The organism is Bradyrhizobium archetypum (genome assembly GCF_013114835.1).
In the GTDB taxonomy this organism is placed as follows: Bacteria; Pseudomonadota; Alphaproteobacteria; order Rhizobiales; family Xanthobacteraceae; genus Bradyrhizobium; species Bradyrhizobium archetypum.
Window position 1 is genome coordinate 735,700 of sequence record NZ_JAAVLW010000005.1, and the last position, 18,768, is coordinate 754,467.

18 protein-coding genes are annotated in these 18,768 nt (G+C 62.1%); 11 read left to right on the forward strand and 7 right to left on the reverse strand.

Translation table 11 applies throughout. The annotated features are described in order from the left end of the window. Nucleotides 1-127: 127 nt before the first annotated feature. Nucleotides 128-1,267, reverse strand: a complete 1,140-nt coding sequence (locus HCN50_RS19950; protein ID WP_171711354.1) for an Mrp/NBP35 family ATP-binding protein — start codon at nucleotides 1,265-1,267, stop codon at nucleotides 128-130. 176 nt (nucleotides 1,268-1,443) lie between these two features. Then, complete coding sequence (locus tag HCN50_RS19955) at nucleotides 1,444-1,881, reverse strand: VOC family protein (protein ID WP_171711355.1); 438 nt, start codon at nucleotides 1,879-1,881, stop codon at nucleotides 1,444-1,446. An 80-nt stretch (nucleotides 1,882-1,961) separates the two neighbouring features. Here HCN50_RS19955 and HCN50_RS19960 point away from each other — a divergent pair, with 80 nt between their 5' ends. From HCN50_RS19960 to HCN50_RS19975, 4 genes are all read left to right on the forward strand, one after another. Continuing rightward, the gene (locus HCN50_RS19960; RefSeq protein ID WP_376700302.1) at nucleotides 1,962-2,927 is read left to right on the forward strand and encodes an NAD(P)-dependent oxidoreductase; all 966 of its coding nucleotides are present in this window, start codon (nucleotides 1,962-1,964) and stop codon (nucleotides 2,925-2,927) included. A 202-nt stretch (nucleotides 2,928-3,129) separates the two neighbouring features. Continuing rightward, on the forward strand, nucleotides 3,130-4,731 hold the full coding sequence (locus tag HCN50_RS19965) for a sensor histidine kinase (RefSeq protein WP_171711357.1): 1,602 nt from the start codon (nucleotides 3,130-3,132) through the stop codon (nucleotides 4,729-4,731). A 45-nt stretch (nucleotides 4,732-4,776) separates the two neighbouring features. Next, nucleotides 4,777-4,980, forward strand: a complete 204-nt coding sequence (locus HCN50_RS19970) for a DUF1289 domain-containing protein (protein ID WP_171711358.1) — start codon at nucleotides 4,777-4,779, stop codon at nucleotides 4,978-4,980. A 28-nt stretch (nucleotides 4,981-5,008) separates the two neighbouring features. Continuing rightward, the gene (locus HCN50_RS19975; protein ID WP_171711359.1) at nucleotides 5,009-5,566 is read left to right on the forward strand and encodes a TIGR02281 family clan AA aspartic protease; all 558 of its coding nucleotides are present in this window, start codon (nucleotides 5,009-5,011) and stop codon (nucleotides 5,564-5,566) included. A gap of 137 nt (nucleotides 5,567-5,703) precedes the next feature. Here HCN50_RS19975 and HCN50_RS19980 read toward each other — a convergent pair whose 3' ends face one another. After that, nucleotides 5,704-7,182: a BA14K family protein gene (locus tag HCN50_RS19980; RefSeq protein ID WP_171711360.1), complete on the reverse strand. Its 1,479-nt coding sequence runs from the start codon at nucleotides 7,180-7,182 to the stop codon at nucleotides 5,704-5,706. A gap of 437 nt (nucleotides 7,183-7,619) precedes the next feature. Between HCN50_RS19980 and HCN50_RS19985 the strand changes: the two genes are divergently transcribed. Then, complete coding sequence (locus HCN50_RS19985) at nucleotides 7,620-7,814, forward strand: hypothetical protein (protein ID WP_171711361.1); 195 nt, start codon at nucleotides 7,620-7,622, stop codon at nucleotides 7,812-7,814. A 56-nt stretch (nucleotides 7,815-7,870) separates the two neighbouring features. On the opposite strand, the gene HCN50_RS19990 is transcribed toward HCN50_RS19985, so the two are convergent. Further along, the gene (locus HCN50_RS19990) at nucleotides 7,871-8,353 is read right to left on the reverse strand and encodes a MarR family winged helix-turn-helix transcriptional regulator (protein ID WP_171711362.1); all 483 of its coding nucleotides are present in this window, start codon (nucleotides 8,351-8,353) and stop codon (nucleotides 7,871-7,873) included. A gap of 179 nt (nucleotides 8,354-8,532) precedes the next feature. Between HCN50_RS19990 and HCN50_RS19995 the strand changes: the two genes are divergently transcribed. The 5 genes from HCN50_RS19995 (at nucleotide 8,533) to HCN50_RS20015 (ending at nucleotide 13,969) form a co-directional block, all read left to right on the forward strand. Further along, entirely contained in the window at nucleotides 8,533-9,051 is a 519-nt protein-coding gene (locus HCN50_RS19995) for a flavin reductase family protein (RefSeq protein WP_171711363.1), read from the forward strand. Between the two features lie 43 nt (nucleotides 9,052-9,094). After that, complete coding sequence (locus HCN50_RS20000; protein WP_171711364.1) at nucleotides 9,095-10,327, forward strand: acyl-CoA dehydrogenase family protein; 1,233 nt, start codon at nucleotides 9,095-9,097, stop codon at nucleotides 10,325-10,327. A gap of 25 nt (nucleotides 10,328-10,352) precedes the next feature. Then, nucleotides 10,353-11,378, forward strand: coding sequence for an amidohydrolase family protein (locus HCN50_RS20005; RefSeq protein ID WP_171711365.1), 1,026 nt, complete (start codon nucleotides 10,353-10,355; stop codon nucleotides 11,376-11,378). 44 nt (nucleotides 11,379-11,422) lie between these two features. Beyond that, entirely contained in the window at nucleotides 11,423-12,799 is a 1,377-nt protein-coding gene (locus tag HCN50_RS20010) for an MFS transporter (protein WP_171711366.1), read from the forward strand. A gap of 75 nt (nucleotides 12,800-12,874) precedes the next feature. Next, entirely contained in the window at nucleotides 12,875-13,969 is a 1,095-nt protein-coding gene (locus HCN50_RS20015; protein WP_171711367.1) for a maleylacetate reductase, read from the forward strand. Here the strand turns inward: HCN50_RS20015 and HCN50_RS20020 are convergent. Beyond that, entirely contained in the window at nucleotides 13,962-14,576 is a 615-nt protein-coding gene (locus HCN50_RS20020; protein WP_171711368.1) for a hypothetical protein, read from the reverse strand. The two genes, HCN50_RS20015 and HCN50_RS20020, sit on opposite strands and share 8 nt — an antisense overlap. Before the next feature lie 276 nt (nucleotides 14,577-14,852). After that, a complete protein-coding gene (gene dusA, locus HCN50_RS20025; RefSeq protein WP_171711369.1) occupies nucleotides 14,853-15,848 on the reverse strand; it encodes a tRNA dihydrouridine(20/20a) synthase DusA in 996 nt (331 codons plus the stop codon). A gap of 133 nt (nucleotides 15,849-15,981) precedes the next feature. On the opposite strand from dusA, the gene HCN50_RS20030 reads away from it, so the two are divergent. Next, on the forward strand, nucleotides 15,982-17,076 hold the full coding sequence (locus HCN50_RS20030) for a site-specific integrase (RefSeq protein ID WP_171711370.1): 1,095 nt from the start codon (nucleotides 15,982-15,984) through the stop codon (nucleotides 17,074-17,076). A gap of 288 nt (nucleotides 17,077-17,364) precedes the next feature. Here the strand turns inward: HCN50_RS20030 and HCN50_RS20035 are convergent, their stop codons facing one another. Beyond that, nucleotides 17,365-18,609 (reverse strand): Swt1 family HEPN domain-containing protein, encoded by a 1,245-nt coding sequence (locus HCN50_RS20035; protein ID WP_171711371.1) that lies wholly within the window; start codon nucleotides 18,607-18,609, stop codon nucleotides 17,365-17,367. Nucleotides 18,610-18,768 lie beyond the last annotated feature (159 nt).

An 18,768-nucleotide genomic window follows, 5' to 3' on the forward strand; every position in this document is an offset into this window, starting at 1 on the left:
CGAATTCCACGTCATCCGGGGCGCTCTGGCGGGGGCGGCTTTAACACGGAAGTTGCCCAGCGAAAACGCGACAAAGGCATGACTGCACTGATTAAACGAAAGTCTTATGAGGGCTGATAAGTAAGCCTTAAGCCGCGGCGATGGCGTCCTGAAGCTGGTCGCGCACCTTGGTCCCGATGGCCCGGTAGATTGCAGCATGCGGCCCGTCGGGATCGCTCGCCACCACTGGGTTACCTTCATCCGAGGTGGTGCGGATCGACATGTGCAAGGGGATTTCGCCCAGGAACGAGACACCCAGCCGTTCCGCTTCATGCCGTGCGCCGCCATGGCCGAAAATGTCGGAGCGCGTGCCGCACTCCGGGCACTGGAAGTAGCTCATGTTCTCGATGATGCCGAGCACCGGCACATTGACCTTCTTGAACATCGCAAGCCCCCGCCGCGCGTCGATCAGCGAGAGGTCCTGCGGGGTCGAGATGATCACCGCGCCCTTTAGCGGCACGTTCTGCGCCAGCGTCAGTTGCGCATCGCCCGTGCCGGGGGGCATGTCGACGACGAGAATGTCGAGCGTGCCCCAGGCGACGTCGCGCAGCATCTGGGTGATCGCCGACATCACCATCGGCCCGCGCCAGATCATCGCGGTGTCTTCCTCCACGAGAAAGCCGATCGACATGATCGAAAGCCCGAAACGCTTGATCGGGATCATCTTCCGCTCGTCGTTGAGCTGCGGCTTCTCGTTGATGCCGGTCAGCCGCGGCACCGACGGACCATAGATGTCGGCATCGAGCAGGCCGACACGCAGACCGAGATCGCGCAGGCCGAGCGCGAGGTTGAGCGCGGTGGTCGACTTGCCGACGCCACCCTTGCCGGAGGCCACGGCGATAATGGCGGCGACGCCGGGGATTTCCGCCTGCTTCGACATCGGCGACGGGCCACCTTGCGGCGGCCGATGGGCGGAAGCCGGTTGCACGCCGTGCGCATGCCGGTGCGGTGCGGGCGCTGATTCTGGCCTAGGCGATCCGGGCTTGCGCTCGGCCGTCAGCGCGATCATTGCCGTGCTGACACCCGGGATCGCGCGCACCGCGGCTTCGGCCTGCGCGCGCACGCTTTCCCAGGCCCGGGCCTCAGCCGCGTCGACATTGATGGAGAAGAACACCTTGCCGTCGGTGACCGAAATCGCCGACAGCACATTGGCATTGGTCAGGGGCACGCCACGAGGCGAAGCCACCTGCGTAAGGGAATCGAGAACCTGTTGCTGCGTTACGCTCACTCGCGCATCTCCTGAAACCCTGCAGGTTCTGAGTGAGAACCGGGCCCTATTCTCTTGTATCGACGCGCCTTCTTGACGCGACCCCGCTCACTTCGGAGCCAATCCGAACGGCGGAGCCTCGTTCCAAAACGCTGTGCCAGTCCGATGCGACCCTTAGAGCGGTTGAGCGCAAAAGGCTACCTTGCTCCCACGTCGTCCCGCCGCTCGGCAGGGGCTTCCGCTGCCCGTTCCTTGGCTGCCTCGTAGTTCAGTTCGATCATGACGCCATTGGGGTCATTGACGAAGATCTGCCACAGGTCGCCGCCCGGAACCTGGCGGGAATCGTAGGCCATGCCCTTTTGTTCCAGCCGCCGCTTCATGCCGTCAAAGCCCTGGCTGGCAAAAGCGACGTGATGAACGACGCCGGAATCCGGCTTCTGCGGCTCATCGGTCTTGGAGATATCGACGAGATGCACGACTGCCTTGCCTTCGCTGTACATCCACGCTCCCGGGAAGGCGAAGTTCGGCCGGGCGCCCTTTTCCAGGCCCAGAATGTCCTCATAGAACCGGACCGTATCGACAAGGTTTCGGGTCCGGATGTTGAAATGGTCGAGCACGCCCACGCTGACGCCCATGCGATATCACTCCCTTTTTTGTGAGGTTCTTTGGGCCCCTATCCTAGCACGAAACCTGCACTAACCGCCAAACGAAGCCGTTGCCCTGCCCTGCGCAGCTTGTATGGTGCGGCTCCCTCCAGAACAACGCCCGGCCAGCCCAATGCCGCCGGCAAAACTTCAAGGTAACACACATGGCTAAAGTCGCTTTTCTCGGTCTCGGCGTAATGGGCTTCCCCATGGCAGGACACCTGGTGAAAAAAGGCGGCCACGACGTGACCGTGTACAACCGGACCGGAGCCAAGGCGAAGGAGTGGGCGGACAAATTCGGCGGGCGCACCGCGCCGACGCCGAAGGCCGCGGCCGAAGGTCAGGATTTCGTGATGTGCTGCGTCGGCAACGACAATGACCTGCGCGCGGTCACGATCGGTCCCGACGGCGCCTTCGCCGGCATGAAGAAGGGCGCCATCTTCGTCGATCACACCACCGCCTCCGCCGAGGTGGCCCGCGAGCTCGATGCCGCCGCCGTCAAGGCGGGATTCAAGTTCATCGACGCGCCGGTGTCCGGCGGCCAGGCCGGCGCGGAAAACGGCGTGCTGACTGTGATGTGCGGTGGCAAGGAAGACGCCTATGCCGCGGCCGAGCCGATCATTTCCGGCGCTTATGCCAGGATGTGCAAACTGCTCGGGCCCGCCGGCGCCGGCCAGCTCACCAAGATGGTCAACCAGATCTGCATCGCCGGCCTCGTGCAGGGCCTGTCGGAGGGCATTCATTTCGCCAAGAAATCTGGGCTCGACGTCGCTGCCGTGATCGAGACCATTTCCAAGGGCGCGGCGCAATCCTGGCAGATGGAGAACCGCTACAAGACCATGAACGAGGGCAAGTTCGACTTCGGCTTTGCCGTCGAATGGATGCGCAAGGACCTCTCGATCTGCATCGCGGAAGCCCGCCGCAACGGCGCCAACCTGCCGGTGACCGCGCTCGTCGACCAGTTCTACGCCGAGGTCGAGAAGATGGGCGGCAAGCGCTGGGATACCTCGAGCCTGCTCGCGCGGCTGGAGCGATGAGTTAAAGAAACAGGTTAAGGCACGAACGATGGCCCCCGCTTCCTATCCCGTCAGAAGTGGGGGTTGCGCCTGCCCGAGAGGTTAATTTTAACTTCCTGTTAACGAGAATTTTTAGCTCTTTAAGTCATCGCTTAATGTTTTAGCGGCACAGATAGACAATGCAAAAGCCCGCGCAGTTCGTGGGCAGGATTTGTGTTGTTTGATGAGTAACCCCGCAGAAAAGCCCGAGGTTGTCCAGCTTCCGGCCGAAGCGCCGGTGATACCACCGGTGAACACGCGGCGCGTGGCGGCACAACGTGTGCGCGAAGCGCGGGATCGGTTAACATCAACCAGCGGGACGCGCCCCGCCTTCGATACCGAACTGCTCCGGCAATACGCCCAGACCAGGGTATCGGCCTCCTTCGTCGTCATGTTGCTGGTGGTTTCGACCGGCGTGCTGTTCGGCCTGTGGAAGTACGCCGTGCCGGCCGCGGTCTGGACCGGCGGCATGCTCTGCATCCATTTCGCGATCATCCGCAACTGCAAGCGCTTCCTTAACGAGCAGCCCACGCTTGCCGCGACGCGCAAATGGCAGACCCGATTCGTCCTGCTCGACCTGCTCTACGGCCTGTGCTGGACCGCGATCCTGCTGCACCCGGCCGGCCTCGACACCGTCTCGAACACGATGATGATGTTCCTGATGCTGCTCGTGATCGCGGTGTCGAGCATGCTGGCGGCAACGCTGCCCATTGCGGCGGTGGCAGCAACCGCGCCGGTGACGGCGGCGATCGCGCTCAATTTCGTGATGGGCGGCACCTTCGACAATTACGCGCTCGCGCTACTGGCGGTTGCCGCCGAAAGCTATTTTGCGCTGCTCGCCCACCAGCTTCATTCGACGACGCTGCAAACCCTGGAAGCGCGCGCCGAAAAGGACGCGCTGATTGGCGAGCTCGAACAGGCCAAGGCGATATCCGACGAAGCGCGCCACCGCGCCGAATCCGCCAACGTCGCCAAGTCGCGCTTTCTGGCGCAGATGAGCCATGAGCTGCGCACGCCGCTGAACGCGATCCTCGGTTTCTCCGAAGTCATGAAGAGCGAAATCTTCGGCGCGCATGCGGTGCCGGTCTACAAGGAATATTCCGCCGACATCCACAACTCGGGCGTCCACCTGCTCAACCTCATCAACGAGATTCTCGATCTGTCGCGGATCGAAGCCGGCCGCTACGAACTCAACGAGGAAGCGGTGTCGCTGGTGCATGTCGTCGCCGACTGCCATCATCTGTTGAAGTTGCGCGCCACCAGCCGCGGCATCACCATCCACGAGGTGTTCGAGCACGGCATGCCGAGAATCTGGGGCGACGAGCGCGCCACGCGCCAGGTCGTGCTCAACCTCATATCCAACTCGATCAAATTCACCCCGCCCGGCGGCGATATCTGGCTCAAGGTCGGCTGGACCGCGTCCGGCGGGCAATATCTCAGCGTCAAGGATACCGGCTCCGGCATTGCCGAGGACGAGATCCCGATCGTGCTGGCGTCGTTCGGCCAGGGCTCCAACTCGATCAAATCGGCCGAACAGGGCGCGGGCCTGGGTCTGCCGATCGCCAAGAGCCTGATCGACATGCATGGCGGCACCTTCACGCTGAAATCGAAACTACGCATCGGCACCGAAGTCATCGTCACCTTCCCGCCGGAACGCGTGATGAGCGCGCTGGCGCCGATGGCCGAGGAGGAAGCTCCGCCGCTGCAGCCGGAACCGACCGCATCGGCCGACGACAAGCGGCGGCCGCGTCACAAGCCCATCATGAGTGCCGGCACGGGGTTGTAGCCGGAGCGCTTGCGCTGAGGACTCAAACCGTTTCACTATCCAGGAATGAGCAAAGAAACGCCGTGTATCGCAGTCTGTACGATGGATCCCAAAACCAAACTCTGCTTCGGCTGCGGACGAACGTTGCCGGAGATCGCGCGCTGGCACAGCATGGCAACGGCGGAGCGATTGGCCATCATGGAGCGGCTTGCGGCGCGCATGGCGGAGGCCGGCCTCGTGCCGGTGCCGGCGCGCGCCGAGCGCGGCTGATCACCAGACGGAGCAGCGGAGGCGCCAAGTGATCCGCATCATGCTCGTTCTGGCGATGCTCGCCGCCACCGCGGGCGCCGTCGTCGCCTATGGCGATCCGGCCCAGATCGCGCGCGCTAGCAACTCGGTCACGAAAATGCTGTGGCAACGCGGCCTCGAGCCCGCGCCCGCCGTGGAGATCGCGCGCGGCAAGGCCGGTGAATTCGCGCTGCACGCCAAGATCAACGGCGTCAAGGCGCCGATGGTGATCGACACAGGCGCCACCTCGGTGGTGTTGACCTGGGAGACGGCAAAGGCGATCGGCCTGCCAATCGAGATGCTCGAATACAACGTCGAGCTCGAAACCGCCGGCGGCCACACCAAGGCAGCGCGGCTCACGCTCGATCGCCTCGCGGTCGGCGCGCTGGTCGAAAAATCCATCCCCGCACTGGTGGTGCCGCGCGGGCAGCTCAAGACCAACCTGCTCGGCATGAGCTTTCTGGACCGCCTCGAAAGCTGGGGCGTGCAAGCCGACAAGCTGAAGCTGCACGGCTATCCAGAAGTGGCGGCGGCCAACAACAAGCGCAGCCGTTCGGCGGCGAATTAGCACGCGTAGTGATAGACTGATCATGTCCGCTCGCCGAATGCATCGCCTATTTGCGCAAGCCGTTCGAAGGGTATGAGTGCATCTTGGCGGCAGAATGCGTATGGTCAGCTATATTATCTCCAAAATGCCGACTGAGCTTATGGGCAGGAATGGCGCTGTCCGTCGTAGCCCTTGTAGGTTCCGGATGCTGGATCGTAGGTCCGATTGTGGTGGCAGCTGTAGCCAGGGGCTGCACTCACAGCGCGCACGCGCGGCTTTGGTAATGGAACTGTTTCAAGTTTAACTGCCGGTTTGCTGTTGTCTGGCGCCACGGCCGGTTGCTTTGCGGTCCGGGCGGGCTTCACGAAGGCATCATTGTTTGCCCAGGCGGGCAACGAGGTACCAGGCCTCTCTTCCACAGCAACGGGTTTCTGTCGCCGCGCCTTCGCGAGCTCAGTTGCCAGCGCCTCGGCCCTGTCGTGCTCCTGCTGCAAAGACTGCCGCAGCTCCGCCATCTCGCTCTCGGCCGCCTGCTTGAGCTGCGCCGTCTCGTCGCCCCTCTTGCTCGACAGCGCCAGCTGTGTCTCGACTGCCTCCCGCGCCTTCGCGAGTTCGGTTGCCAGCGCCTCGGCCCTGTCGTGCTCCTGCTGCAAAGACTGCCGCAGCGCCGCCATCTCGCTCTCGGCCGCCTGCTTGAGCTGCGCCATCTCGTCGCCCCTCTTGCTCGACAGCGCCACCTGTGTCTCGACGGCCTCCCGCGCCTTCGCGAGTTCGGTTGCCAACGCCTCGGCCCTGTCGCGCTCCTGCTGCAGAGACTGCCGCAGCTCCGCCGTCTCGCTCTCGGCCGCCTGCTTGAACTGCGCCGTCTCGTCGCCCCTTTTGCTCGATAGCGCCAGCTGTGTCTCGACGGCCTCCCGCGCCTTCGCAAGTTTGGTTGCCAGCGCCTCGGCCCTGTCGCGCTCCTGCTGCAGAGACTGCCGCAGCTCCGCCATCTCGCTCTCGGACGCCTGCTTGAGCTGCGCCGTCTCGTCGCCCCTTTTGCTCGACAGCGCCAGCTGCGTCTCGACGGCCTCCCGCGCCCTCGCCGGTTCGGTTGTCAGCGCAGCCAGCTCTTTTTCTGCAGCGGCGGCATCTCGCGCGAGGGCGGCTACCTTTTCGCGCTCCTGGCCGAGCGATTGTGCGGCGGTCGCGGCCTCTGCTTCCAGCTTCAGATTGGGCCCATCGACGGCGCGGCGGACCTCGGCAGGCTCCTTCGCCAAAACCTCTTGACGTGGCTCGCTCTCCAAAGATTGTCGCGCCTCCAGTGTCGGCAGGGCCTGCCTGACGAGCGCAGCTACGCCGATGAGCGCCGCCGCGACCAGGACTGTGGCGACCAAGAAAAAGGCAAAGAAGCGATGGCGGCGCTCCCGCGACATGGACGTCGACGCCTCGGAGAGGCCGCTCGACAGATCGTCCGCTTCCTGAAGGTAATTTATTGGATACCAATGCGACGGCGTGTACTTGATCGGCTCGCCGTTTTCACGGACCCATCCACCCGCCTCAGGCGACCAGTGAGCGACATCATAGGTCCCAAACGTCCTATCCTCGACGAGGACGACGTGTTCATTCCTCGGTGCGGTCCCCATCTTATAGGGCATGTAAACCACCCCTATTCTGTCGAGTTATCGTGCCATTTCTCTCCGCCAATACAGGAAGCGTATTCCCACCCGTGGCGGGTCTCAAGTTACTTTTGGTGAGGAAACCACCACCGTCTAGTCCGCAGGAGGTCCTGACCGCGTTGAGCCGCATGTCCGCACTGGAGTGAGCAGAGCCGGACACGAGAGTCGGCTTCGGGTCATTCGCGTTGTTTTTGGCGATGCACCGATCACGCCTCCTCAGTTGCCGTCGGGACGTCTCAAAGGCGCCAAGGCGGAAGTGATCCCGACTCGCGGCGTCGCGAAACGGCGATGGTACGACACATCGAGAGTGGCTTGTTAGACCACTTTCCTGTTCAAGGAGAGTGGCCGACGCGCCCGCCCCTCCCCATCTTGGCTGGCGGGGCATAAGCACGTCGTGTGCGCCTTGGAGACTGGCAATGACGATAAGGAGCTTTTGCACACTGGCCGCCACCATCTTTGCCCTGATCGCACTTTTGCAGTTGATACGAATTGCGATGGGGTGGCACGTCACCTTGAATGGCGTTGATGTGCCGATCTGGGCGAGCTGGATTGCGGTCATCGTGGCCGGCGCGTTGAGCTTCGTCGGCTTTCGCGCCACCATGCGCAGCTAAGGGCTAGGAAAGTCAGCAGGGCTGATCTGTCGCCCGCCTCGTGCTATCGGCAAGCGTCACGTTTTCGTCCTTGCTGCCTTGCGCGCCTTGTTGACTTCCTCGATTTCGGGCTCGATCGAATTCAGGCTGTCGTAGATCTCCGCGAGCACCGACTTCAGATCCGAAATATTCTTCGAGGGGAAATTGCGGACCGCTACGTTCTCGAAGTGGACGGCGATCGGAATCAACTCTTCCGCCAGCGCGCGCCCCTTGGGCGTGAGATTGATCGCCACCGTGCGCGCATTGTCCTTCAGCCGAGTGCGTGTCACCAGGCCTCGCCGCTTCATCTCGCCGACCAGCCGCGACAATGTCGATATCTCGATCGTCGTCATCGCGGCGAGATCGCCGAGGCGCTGATCGCCGACCTCCCAAAGGGCGGCCATGGCACGGTACATAGGTAGCGTCACGCCGTAGCCGGCGATGCGCCTGGAAAACAGGTCGCCCATCCGCACGCCGACGCGGTTGAGCATGTAGGGCAAGGAATTCGTCAGCCGATACAACGTCTTGCATCCTGCTCTGGTGCAACTTTTGCACCCATCCAATAGCCGCGCGCCGATCAGTTTTCAAGGCAATTGTTGCATTTGAAAATTTTTCGTTGACATGTCATTTGCAAATGCAATTATTGTCTCTGAAAATTAAGCCGCCGATCTAAGAGCGGGAACGTTCAGTGGAGGAAACCATGTCGCTGGATTCGGCATCCGACCAATTGCGTGAAACGTTCAAGCGCGCGTTGCGGCGATTTCCCGCTGCCGTGTCGGTGATCACGTCTGCAGATCAGAACCGCCGTCACGGCATGACGGCAACTGCGGTGACGTCGCTGTCGCTCGACCCGCCCTCGCTGATCGTCTGCGTCAACCAGCAGACACTGCTGCACGACATCATGCTGCTGGCGCGCCGGTTCTGCGTCAACGTGCTGCGCCGTGACCAGATCACGCTGTCATCAGCCTTCAGCGGCGCGGTCCCGGCCGAGGAGCGGTTCGGGCTCGGCGACTGGATGACCTCGCCCGAGGGCGTCACCTATCTCGCCGACGCGCAGATCAACATCTTCTGCAAGAAGGCCGCCGCCATGCCCTACGGCACGCACACGATCTTCATTGGCGAAGCCGAGATCGTGAAGGTGCGCGATCCGATCGAGCCCCTGATCTACCAGGACGCCACCTACTGCTTCTCGGTGCCCCACGACAGTCAAGCGGCGTAATCCGCCCTCGCCTTTCAGCCCATCGTAGATACGGAGCAAACCCATGGTATCAGTCGCCCAGTTGAAGGATGTTCCTGCGCCGCCGGCCCCTCGCCCCGACATAGCGGAATTGCGACGCCGCGTGGCGCAGATCGCGCCGCAGATCAAGGCGCGCGCCCACACCGCGGAGAAGGCCGGCCGCGTTCCTGAGGAGAACATCACGGCGCTGCGCAACATCGGCTATTTCGATATCGTCAAGCCGACGCTGTTCGGCGGCTACGAACACGATTTCGACGTGCTGGTCGAACTGAACATCGAGCTTGCGAAAAGCTGCGCCTCGACCGCGTGGGTCGGCGGCCTGCTTGGGGCCCATCAATGGCTGATCGCGGGATTTCCGGAAACGGCGCAGCGCGACGTCTGGGATGATAATCCCGACGCACTCGCCTGCGGCTCATACGCGCCGGCCGCCAGGGCAGTCGAGGTCGATGGCGGCTACCGCCTGACCGGGCGCTGGTCGTTCGCCAGCGGCTGCGACAACGCGCAATGGTCGTTGTGTGCGGCGCTGTTGCCGTCGAAGACCGACAGCGGCCAGTTTGCGCCGGCCTTCCTGCTGGTGCCGGCCTCCGACTACGTCATCGACGATACCTGGAACGTCGTCGGCCTCAGCGGCACCGGCAGCAAGACGCTGGTGCTTAACGAGGTGTTCGTGCCGGCGCATCGCCTGCTGTCGTTTGCCGACACCACATCCGGCAAAACGCCGGGCGCGGCGCTGTACACCAATAATCCGACCTTCTCTATTCCGATGCTGTCGAACATTCCCTCCTGCCTGGCGTCCACCGCGGTCGGCGCCGCTGCCGGCGCGCTGGAAGACTACCTCGCCGTCACCTCCAGGCGGATCACGCGCGGCGCGGTCGCCGGTCACAACAACCGGATGGCGGATTTTCCGACCATCCAGTTGCGCGTGGCGGAAGCCGCCGCCGCCGCTGATGCCGCGCGCGAAGTGCTGCTGCGCGATCTGCGCGATCGTGCGGCGACGGTCCGCGACGGCAGGCCGATCTCGATCGAGGACCGCATCGTCAGCCGCCGCGGCCAGGCGTTTTCGGTTGCGCTCGCCATCCGCGCCAGCGAAGCGCTGAACGCCTCGACCGGCGGCCTCGGCCTCGATCTTTCCAACCCCGTGCAGCGCGCCTGGCGCGATGCCAACGCCGTTGGCCGCCACATCAGCATGAACTGGGACGCCGTCGGCACCATGTATGGCCAGCTCGCGCTCGGGCTGACGCCGCAGGGTCAGTACTAACCAACATCAGACCAGCGAGGACGACATGCAGGGCAAGATCGCACTAGAGGAACATTTCGCCATTCCCGACACGCTGATGGATTCGGCGGGCTTCGTCCCGGAATCCTATTGGCCGGAGCTGAAGGACCGCCTGCTCGACATTCAAGACAAGCGGCTGGCGCAAATGGACCGGCACGGCATCGAGATGATGATCCTGTCACTGAACGCGCCCGCGGTTCAGGCAATTCCCGACGTCAGGCGCGCCAATGAAATCGCAATCCGGGCCAATGATTTTCTGGCCGAGCAGGTGGCAAAACGTCCCTCGCGCTTCCAGGCCTTTGCCGCGCTGCCGATGCAGGATCCCGATCTTGCGATCAAAGAACTCGAGCGCTGCATCAGAACGCTCGGTTTCCGCGGCGCGCTGGTCAACGGCTTCTCGCAAGTCGGCGACGGCAGGACGCCGGTCTACTACGACCTGCCGCAATATTGGCCGTTCTGGGCGGCGGTCGAACAAACCGGCCTGCCGTTCTATCTGCACCCGCGCAATCCGCTGCCGGAAGATTGCAGGATTTATGAAGGCCATCCGTGGCTGATGGGCCCAACCTGGGCGTTCGGACAGGAGACCGCAGTGCATGCCTTGCGCCTGATGGGATCGGGCCTGTTCGATGCCTATCCCAAACTGAAGATCATCCTCGGCCACATGGGGGAAGGCCTGCCCTACAGCATGTGGCGCGTCGATCACCGCAACGGCTGGGTCAAGGCGCCGCCGAAGCACAAGGCGCAAAAGCAGATCTGCGATTATTTCAACGCCAACTTCTTCCTGACTACGTCGGGCAATTTCCGCACGCAAACACTGATCGATTCCATTCTGGAGATCGGATCGGACCGCATCCTGTTTTCGGTCGACTGGCCGTTCGAGAACGTTGATCACGCCTCCGACTGGTTCAACAGCGCCAGCATCAGCGACAATGATCGCCTGAAGATCGGCCGGCGCAATGCCATCGACCTGTTCAAGCTTGATCTCGGCGACCACGCCGTCGCCGAACAGGATATCCATCAAGCCGCGGAATAGGCGGTCTCACAACGAAACGAACGCAATCCTGGAGGGAACGGGCCATGGCCGCGCAGGCAATCGATCTTCATGAGGAGTTAGCCGAAGCAAAAGTCGGAAACTTTCATTGGCGCCTCGGCGCCGTGATGGGGCTGCTCACGCTGTTTGACGGATATGACACGTTCAACCCGGCCTACGTCATTCACTACGTGGCAAAGCCCTGGGGCCTTCAGGCCGGGCAGGCGGGCCTGTTGATCTCGAGCGGCCTGGTTGGATTCCTGCTCGGCGCCGCGATCCACGGCGTCATCGCCGACCGCCTCGGCCGCCGCGGCACCCTGCTCGGCGGCTTGTGGATCACCAGCATCTTTACGCTGTTGACTGCAACTTCGGCGAACTCGTTCCTGTCATTCTGCATTCTGCGCCTTCTGACCGGCATCGGCCTTGGCGTGCTGCTGCCGCTCGCGACCACCTACATCAACGAGTTGGCGCCACGGCGCGTGGCGAACACCTTTGCACTGTGGGGCGTCGCGCTTGGCTGGGCGCTCGGTGGCACCCTCGCCGGCGTCGCCGGTGTGTTTGCGACGCCGGTATTCGGCTGGACCTCGCTGTATTGGATCGGATCGCTGTCCTTCCTGCTGCTGCCGTTCATGCATCTGATGCTGCCGGAATCGCCCAAGTTTCTTGCCTTGCAGGGCCGCGTCGACGAAATCCGCGACATGCTCACCAGGCTCCGGCCCGAACGCGCGAGCGTTTACGCCTCAGCCGATATCGCCGTCGGGCAGACCGAGAAGCCAGTCAATTCGGTCGCGGCGCTGCTTCAGGCCAAATATCGCCGGACCACGCTCGCGATCTGGGCATCAGCATTCCTCAGCCTGTTCTGCATCTTCGGGCTGTCGGGCTGGATTCCGACCGTGATGATGCAGCGTGGAGAAACCTTTGCCGCAAGCTTCGGCTTCGGCGCGCTGATGCAGATCATGTCGTTCGCAGGCGCGCTCGTGCTGGGCCATCTCGTCGACCGCACAGGCTATAGCCGCGGGCTGATCGCAATATGGTGGGCAATCGGCGGCGTCGCGGTGCTGTCGCTGGTCGTGTTGAATGACCACATCGTCAATATCACATCGGTCGCGACCGCCGGCTTCTGCATCATCGGTGCGCAGTTCGTGTTGAACAATTTCACTGCGTCTTCCTACGAGACCAGTGTGCGCGCCACTGCCGTCGGCATGGAACTCGGCGTCGCACGCGTCGGTGCCATTCTCGGACCGTTCGTCGCCGGCACACTGCAGCAGATCTACCAGAGCCCGACGCCGATGTTCCTGTCGATTGGCATCTCCGCCATCGCCGCCGGTGCGATCATCCTGCTGGCCAGGCGGCCGGCAAGCCTACGCGCCAGCAGCCTTGAAGAGGCTGCCGGTTTGCGCAAGGTTGCACAGCCCGCCTCTTGAGGGCGAGGCGTCAACACGCAAAGTCCGGCTCCGGCAGCGATCCCGGAGCCGGCCCTTTCCCCGCAAGGAGCCGTCATGCAAGACTTCGTCTACCAGAGCGCGCCGATGCGGGTGGTGTTCGGCGCCGGCACGCTGCGTCAATTGCCCTATGAATTATCGCACCTCGGCGTCACCAGCGCCCTCGTGCTGGCGACCCCGCGACAGAAAGATCTGGTCGCCGGCATTCGGGAGATGATCGGCGAGCGCTTCGCCGGCGTCTTCACCGGCGCGGTCATGCATACGCCCGTTGAGGTGACGGAACGGGCCATGGAAACCGTGCGTGATATGCGGGCCGATGGTCTCGTCGCGATCGGCGGCGGCTCGACCACCGGCCTCGGCAAGGCGATCGCGTTGCGCACCGACCTGCCGCAAATCGTGCTGCCGACAAGCTATTCCGGCTCGGAGATGACACCGGTGGTCGGCCAGACCAGCGGCGGGATCAAGACCACGCAGTCGAGCCCGAAAATTCTTCCCGAGACCGTCATCTACGACGTCGACCTCACCATGACGATGCCGCCGAAGCTATCGGCGACGTCAGGCATCAACGCCATCGCGCATGCGGTCGAAGCGCTCTACGCACGGGATCGCAACCCGCTGATCTCGCTGATGGCGGAGGAGGGAATCCGTGCGCTGGCCCAGGCGTTGCCGACAATTTGCGCCCAGCCGAACGACAAGACCGCGCGCACCGGCGCGCTCTATGGCGCCTGGCTGTGCGGCATCTGCCTGGGGGCCGTCGGCATGGCCCTGCATCACAAGCTCTGCCACGCGCTGGGCGGCCTGTTCAATCTGCCGCACGCGGAGACCCACACCGTCGTTCTTCCGCACGCCCTCGCCTATAATGCACCCGCCGCGCCCGACGCGATGGCGCAGGTGGCCGCCGCGCTCGGGGAGCCTGACCCGGCGCTCGGTCTTCAGGATCTGGCGCGAAAACTTGGCTCGCCGTTGTCGCTGCGCGAGATCGGCATGCCCGAGAGCGGCATCGATCAGGCCGCTGACCTTGCCGTCAAAAATCCCTACTGGAATCCGCGCCCGATCGAGCGAGCGGCGATCCGCGAACTGATCGCGCGCGCCTGGCGCGGCGACGCGCCGCGCCTTTCCTGCGCAGGCGCAGGACTCGCGACCTCTACGTGACGGGCCGGGCCGCTTCCTTGACCGCCTGGCTCGTGGTCGCCATTCCAGCCGCGTAGGCCGCCCCGGCGCCAAGGAGCAGAGCGCAGAAGCTGGCAAACATCACATAAGCGAAGTGTTTGCGCGCCTCCTCGATCTGCGCTTGCGACGGTGATCTGGTGGTTGCGCCGACCGTCTCGCGCCCGGGAACACCCGACAAATACGCGATGCGGGCGCTGGCAGCATAGGACGGTCCGACCAGATTGCTGGCAATGCTGGTCGCGGAAGCCGGAAGCATCGCCGCGGCCGCAACCACCACAACGGTGGCTACCGCCCAGGCCCCCAGCGCGTGACCCACGCGACCGAGGCCTGTCTGATCCGGCGAGTTAGTAGCCGCGACGGCGCCTCCCACGAAGGCGGCGATGATTCCTGACACTGCCCACCACACGAATGCGGCCCAGCCAGCACTGGCGGGCGCCGATTGGGCGGTCGGCACGTCAATCGCAAGCAGGCCGATGCCGAACCCCAGCATGGTCAGCAAGATCTGGACGACCAGCGAAGCAAATACGCCAGCCAGCACGGCCGACCAGGTCCAACTAAAGAAAGCGTTTGGAAATGTGCGTGAAGCCATGATCATTCCTCCAGTACTATTTTTGGTTCCAATGCTGGCAGGAAACTTTGGTTCCTCCTTCGCGGAACATGGGAGGCCTTTATTCATTGAATTCCAAACAGTTCCAGGAGGGTGGAAATGACATTTGGTAGAGGCGCACTGCTGTGGCTTCTGGGAATTCCGCTTCCCGTAATCCTGCTGCTAGCGCTGTTCTGGCGTTAGCTGCGTTTGGCAGCACCTATCGCACTTTGATGAGTTGGACGGCGCGCTGCGGCCGCAGTCTTGCGCCGGTCGCGCTCACGCGGCAATCGAAGCTGCCGCACGGTGCTCGACCAGCGCGATCGCGTCGCGCAGCACGCCGGCACCGGCGCCGGGCTTGACGCCCTTGTCCGCCAGATGGCGGCGGAAGGCGCGCGCGCCGGGCACGCCGTGAAAGGCGCCGACGAAGTGCCGCGTCATCGCATGCAGCCTCGTACCTTGCGCCAACTGCTCTTCGATGTACGGCAACATCGCTTCGAAGACGTCCTTCATGGTGGCATATGGCGCCGCCTCGCCGAACAATTCCGGATCGACGTCCAGCAAGCGCCACGGCTCCTGATAGGCCGCCCGCCCCAGCATCGCGCCATCGACATGGTCGAGGTGCCGCTTCGCCTCGGCAATGCTGCCGATGCCGCCATTGATGACGACGGGCACATGGGGAAGCGCCGCCTTCAGCCGATAGACCCTGCCGTAATCGAGCGGGGGAATGTCGCGGTTTTCCTTCGGCGACAATCCATTGAGCCAGGCCTTGCGCGCATGCACGATCAGCGCGTCGGCCCCGGCCGCCACCACGCCGCGTGCCAGCACGTCGAGCGCAATTTCCGGATCCTGCTCGTCGATGCCGATCCGGCACTTGACGGTGACGGGAATTTTCACCGCACGCTTCATGGCAGCGATGCCCTCGGCAACGAGCGCCGGCTCGGCCATCAGACACGCGCCGAAGCGGCCGTCCTTCACCCGGTCGGACGGACAGCCGACATTGAGATTGATTTCGTCGTAACCAAAATCTTCGCCGAGCTTCGCCGCAGTGGCGAGATCGTCCGGATCGGACCCGCCGAGTTGCAGCGCCACCGGATGCTCGATTGGATTGAAGCCAAGCAGCCGCCCGCGGTCGCCGTGAATGATGGCACCGGTCGTCAGCATCTCCGTATAAAGCCGCGCACGACGCGTCATCAGACGGTGGAACACACGGCAATGCCGATCCGTCCAGTCCATCATGGGTGCCACAGAAAAGCGATAGTCTTGCGATTCCAATGATTTACCCTACACTCTCAATGGGATGAAAGAAGAACGTGTGCACTCTAAACTAGACGAGATTGCACACGTTTGTACTCGTTTTGACCTCTCGGTGCACACATAGTGCACACGAAAGCCGGAGTGCACACGCGTGGCGACTTTCACTCAGTTGGCATCTGGAAACTGGCGCGTCCAGGTCCGCCGCAAGACCCGCTATGTGGCCGAGACGTTCCGAAGACGCAAGGACGGCGAAGAATGGGCGCTCGAGATGGAGCGCAATATCGACCGCAACGGATCGTCCAAGCCACGCGTGGTCCGGAACGTTCGAACATTTGGCGACCTGATCGACCTGCACGACGAAGACATGCGCGAAGTTGGAAAGCCCCCTCGCCGGTCAAAAGCTGCCGTGATGGCGTCGCTCAAGACTGAGCTCGGCAGTGTGAAGCTGCCCGCGCTCAATCGAGAGCGGCTGATCGAGTTTGGAAGAAAGCGCGCCAAGCAAGGCGCTGGCCCCGCGACCTTGTCGATCGATTTGTCTTTCATCCGCACAATCATTACGCACGCCGCCGCTGTGCACGGCATCGAGGTTTCAGCTGAGGAAGCTCGCCTCGCACGCGTCGCTTTAAGTCACCTCAATTTGGTTGGAAAGAGCAAAGAGCGTGACCGACGGCCCACACAAGACGAACTCGACGAACTAATCGAATACTTTGAGACGAACCCCCGGCAATTCATACCAATGGGACGGATCGTCAGATACGCCGTGGCAACGACGTTGCGCCAGGAAGAAATCTGCAAACCCGAGTGGCCGCTGGTCGACATGAAAAAACGACTGGTGGTCATTCAAGACAGAAAGGATCCGAGGAATAAGGAGGGAAATGACCAGAAAGTACCTTTGCTCAACTTAACGGGCTATGACGCATGGGAGGTTGTGCTTCAGCAGCGGATTGTAACTCGAGGCTATGGACGGATCTTTCCCCATAACCACAGATCCGTCAGTGCGGCATTCACCCGGGCATGCGTTGAACTCAAGATCGAAGACCTGCACTTCCACGATCTGCGTCACGAGGGAACAAGCCGTTTGTTCGAGGCAGGACTTCCTATCGAAAAGGTTGCACTGGTCACCGGCCACAAAGATTGGCGACAGCTCCAGCGATATACCAACCTTAAGGTTGAAGATCTTCTGAAGCTCCAGTACGCGCAGCAGCCGTCGATAGAAGAATTCGTTGAGACGCTAACAGCCTCCTAGGGGTCCGCAAGACGTCGCGAACATTCGTCCATCGAATGTTATGGAAACAGTCCGATCGCTGATAGGGCTTGTGTAATACCCTTATCAGTTGCGAATTGCCTGTGACCTGCCATTGTTGAAAGCAGTTTTTCAAGGATCAAGCTTCGTGCGGCCCGTATGGTGCGCAAGAAGTGATCTGGCGCAGCGGCGCCAAAGACGGCGCGAGCATGCACTGGCGAATTGTAAGAGCCTCGCCCAAATCGAGCGGATTCTGCGGCACCAGGGCCAGATGTTCAATGAGTAATCGGCCTAGACCTGCACGCCTATCGCTCGAAGGATCCGCCTGACTTCCAAATTCAACATCAACCATTCTTCATGCGTCATCACCCGCATATGAGCGGTCACTAGCCGAACAGGACGCAAGCGATTAAATCCTTCTCGGACGGCCTCCTCGCGCTTGAATACGCCCTTAAAGCAATCCCGCCAATTAGCTTTGCCCAACAAAATATCCGTGTAGTCTGCGAAATCCGCGTAGTTGATGAGCGGCTGCTCGTTCTCCCCCTGGGCCAAGGCCTTTGCTTTCTTTTCCCGCCACTTGTCGCGCATGCCGGACGGCAGGCGATCTTCCCAACTGCCGCTGCTCGCTTCCGTCAAGCATTTGAGGATGAAAGCGCGGAGCTCGCGTTCGAGAACGAAAAGCCATTGGTAGGCTTGGACGTTAAAGGCCGGCACCATCTCAGGGGGCGGCGGAGCAAGGACCGTGCTGACGACGCCAAGGTCAATTCCCGTTGCTGTCAGGGCACTCTCGAACCCTTCAGCGGGAAAATCCGTCAGTTCGGCATTGAAGCCGTGCTCCGAATAGATTGAAATCCGTGCCTGGGGATCATCGAGAAGGTCCGTTGCATCCGTCTCCACCTCCCGCCAGTCGCCCAACTCCTGACGAAGACTCTTGACCAGCCGCGTATCGAAAGGCTGAGCTAACTTCACTGCTGCGCCGATCGCAGACAGCTCGCTAAAGCCGCGCAGGGACTTGAAGCTATCAGCTATCTGAATGATAGGAGATTGAATCTGCTCGAGTTGACGTTGTAGTTCGAGACTACCAATCGCGAATTCGGCCGTCCAGTTAGGGACCTGTATCTGCGGAATTGATATTTCCGATAATCGCGCGAAGTCTTGCGCATTGATCAAGCGAAACTGCTGCTCGAAGTTGAAAGCGTGATCCCGCAATAGATTGATGCTCGAAGGCACTCCGGCAATTCGGCTAAGGGCATCGCTAAGATCGGCCCCAACCGCCGCTATATTTGTTTTCAGCGCGGCCAACTGCGCCGACGCGATGCGCGCAGATTCGGCGAAGGCCGACGTGTCAAACTTCACGAGGTTGATCTGAGCGATGGACTTTTCGATTTCGCGGAGATAGTCGGTGGCCGCAAATGAGCTGGTAAGTCGTTGGAGATCCGTTTGCCTGATCATCTCCATCTGCTTGAACACCTCCAACTGCTTAGATAGCAGTTGGCTGTCCTCGAACTGTTTCTGAATGAGATCAGAGGGCTTCATTGGTTACGACTCTCGCGGTAACTGAATTATAGCCGAAGTCTCAATGCGCGGTCCCCCGTCGACAGCGGATCCAGCCGGCCGACAGTTGTACCGTAGCGATAGGTCGTGACCCGCCAGGCGACGATAAAGCGAAGTCCAGAAACCAAGAAATCCACAGGA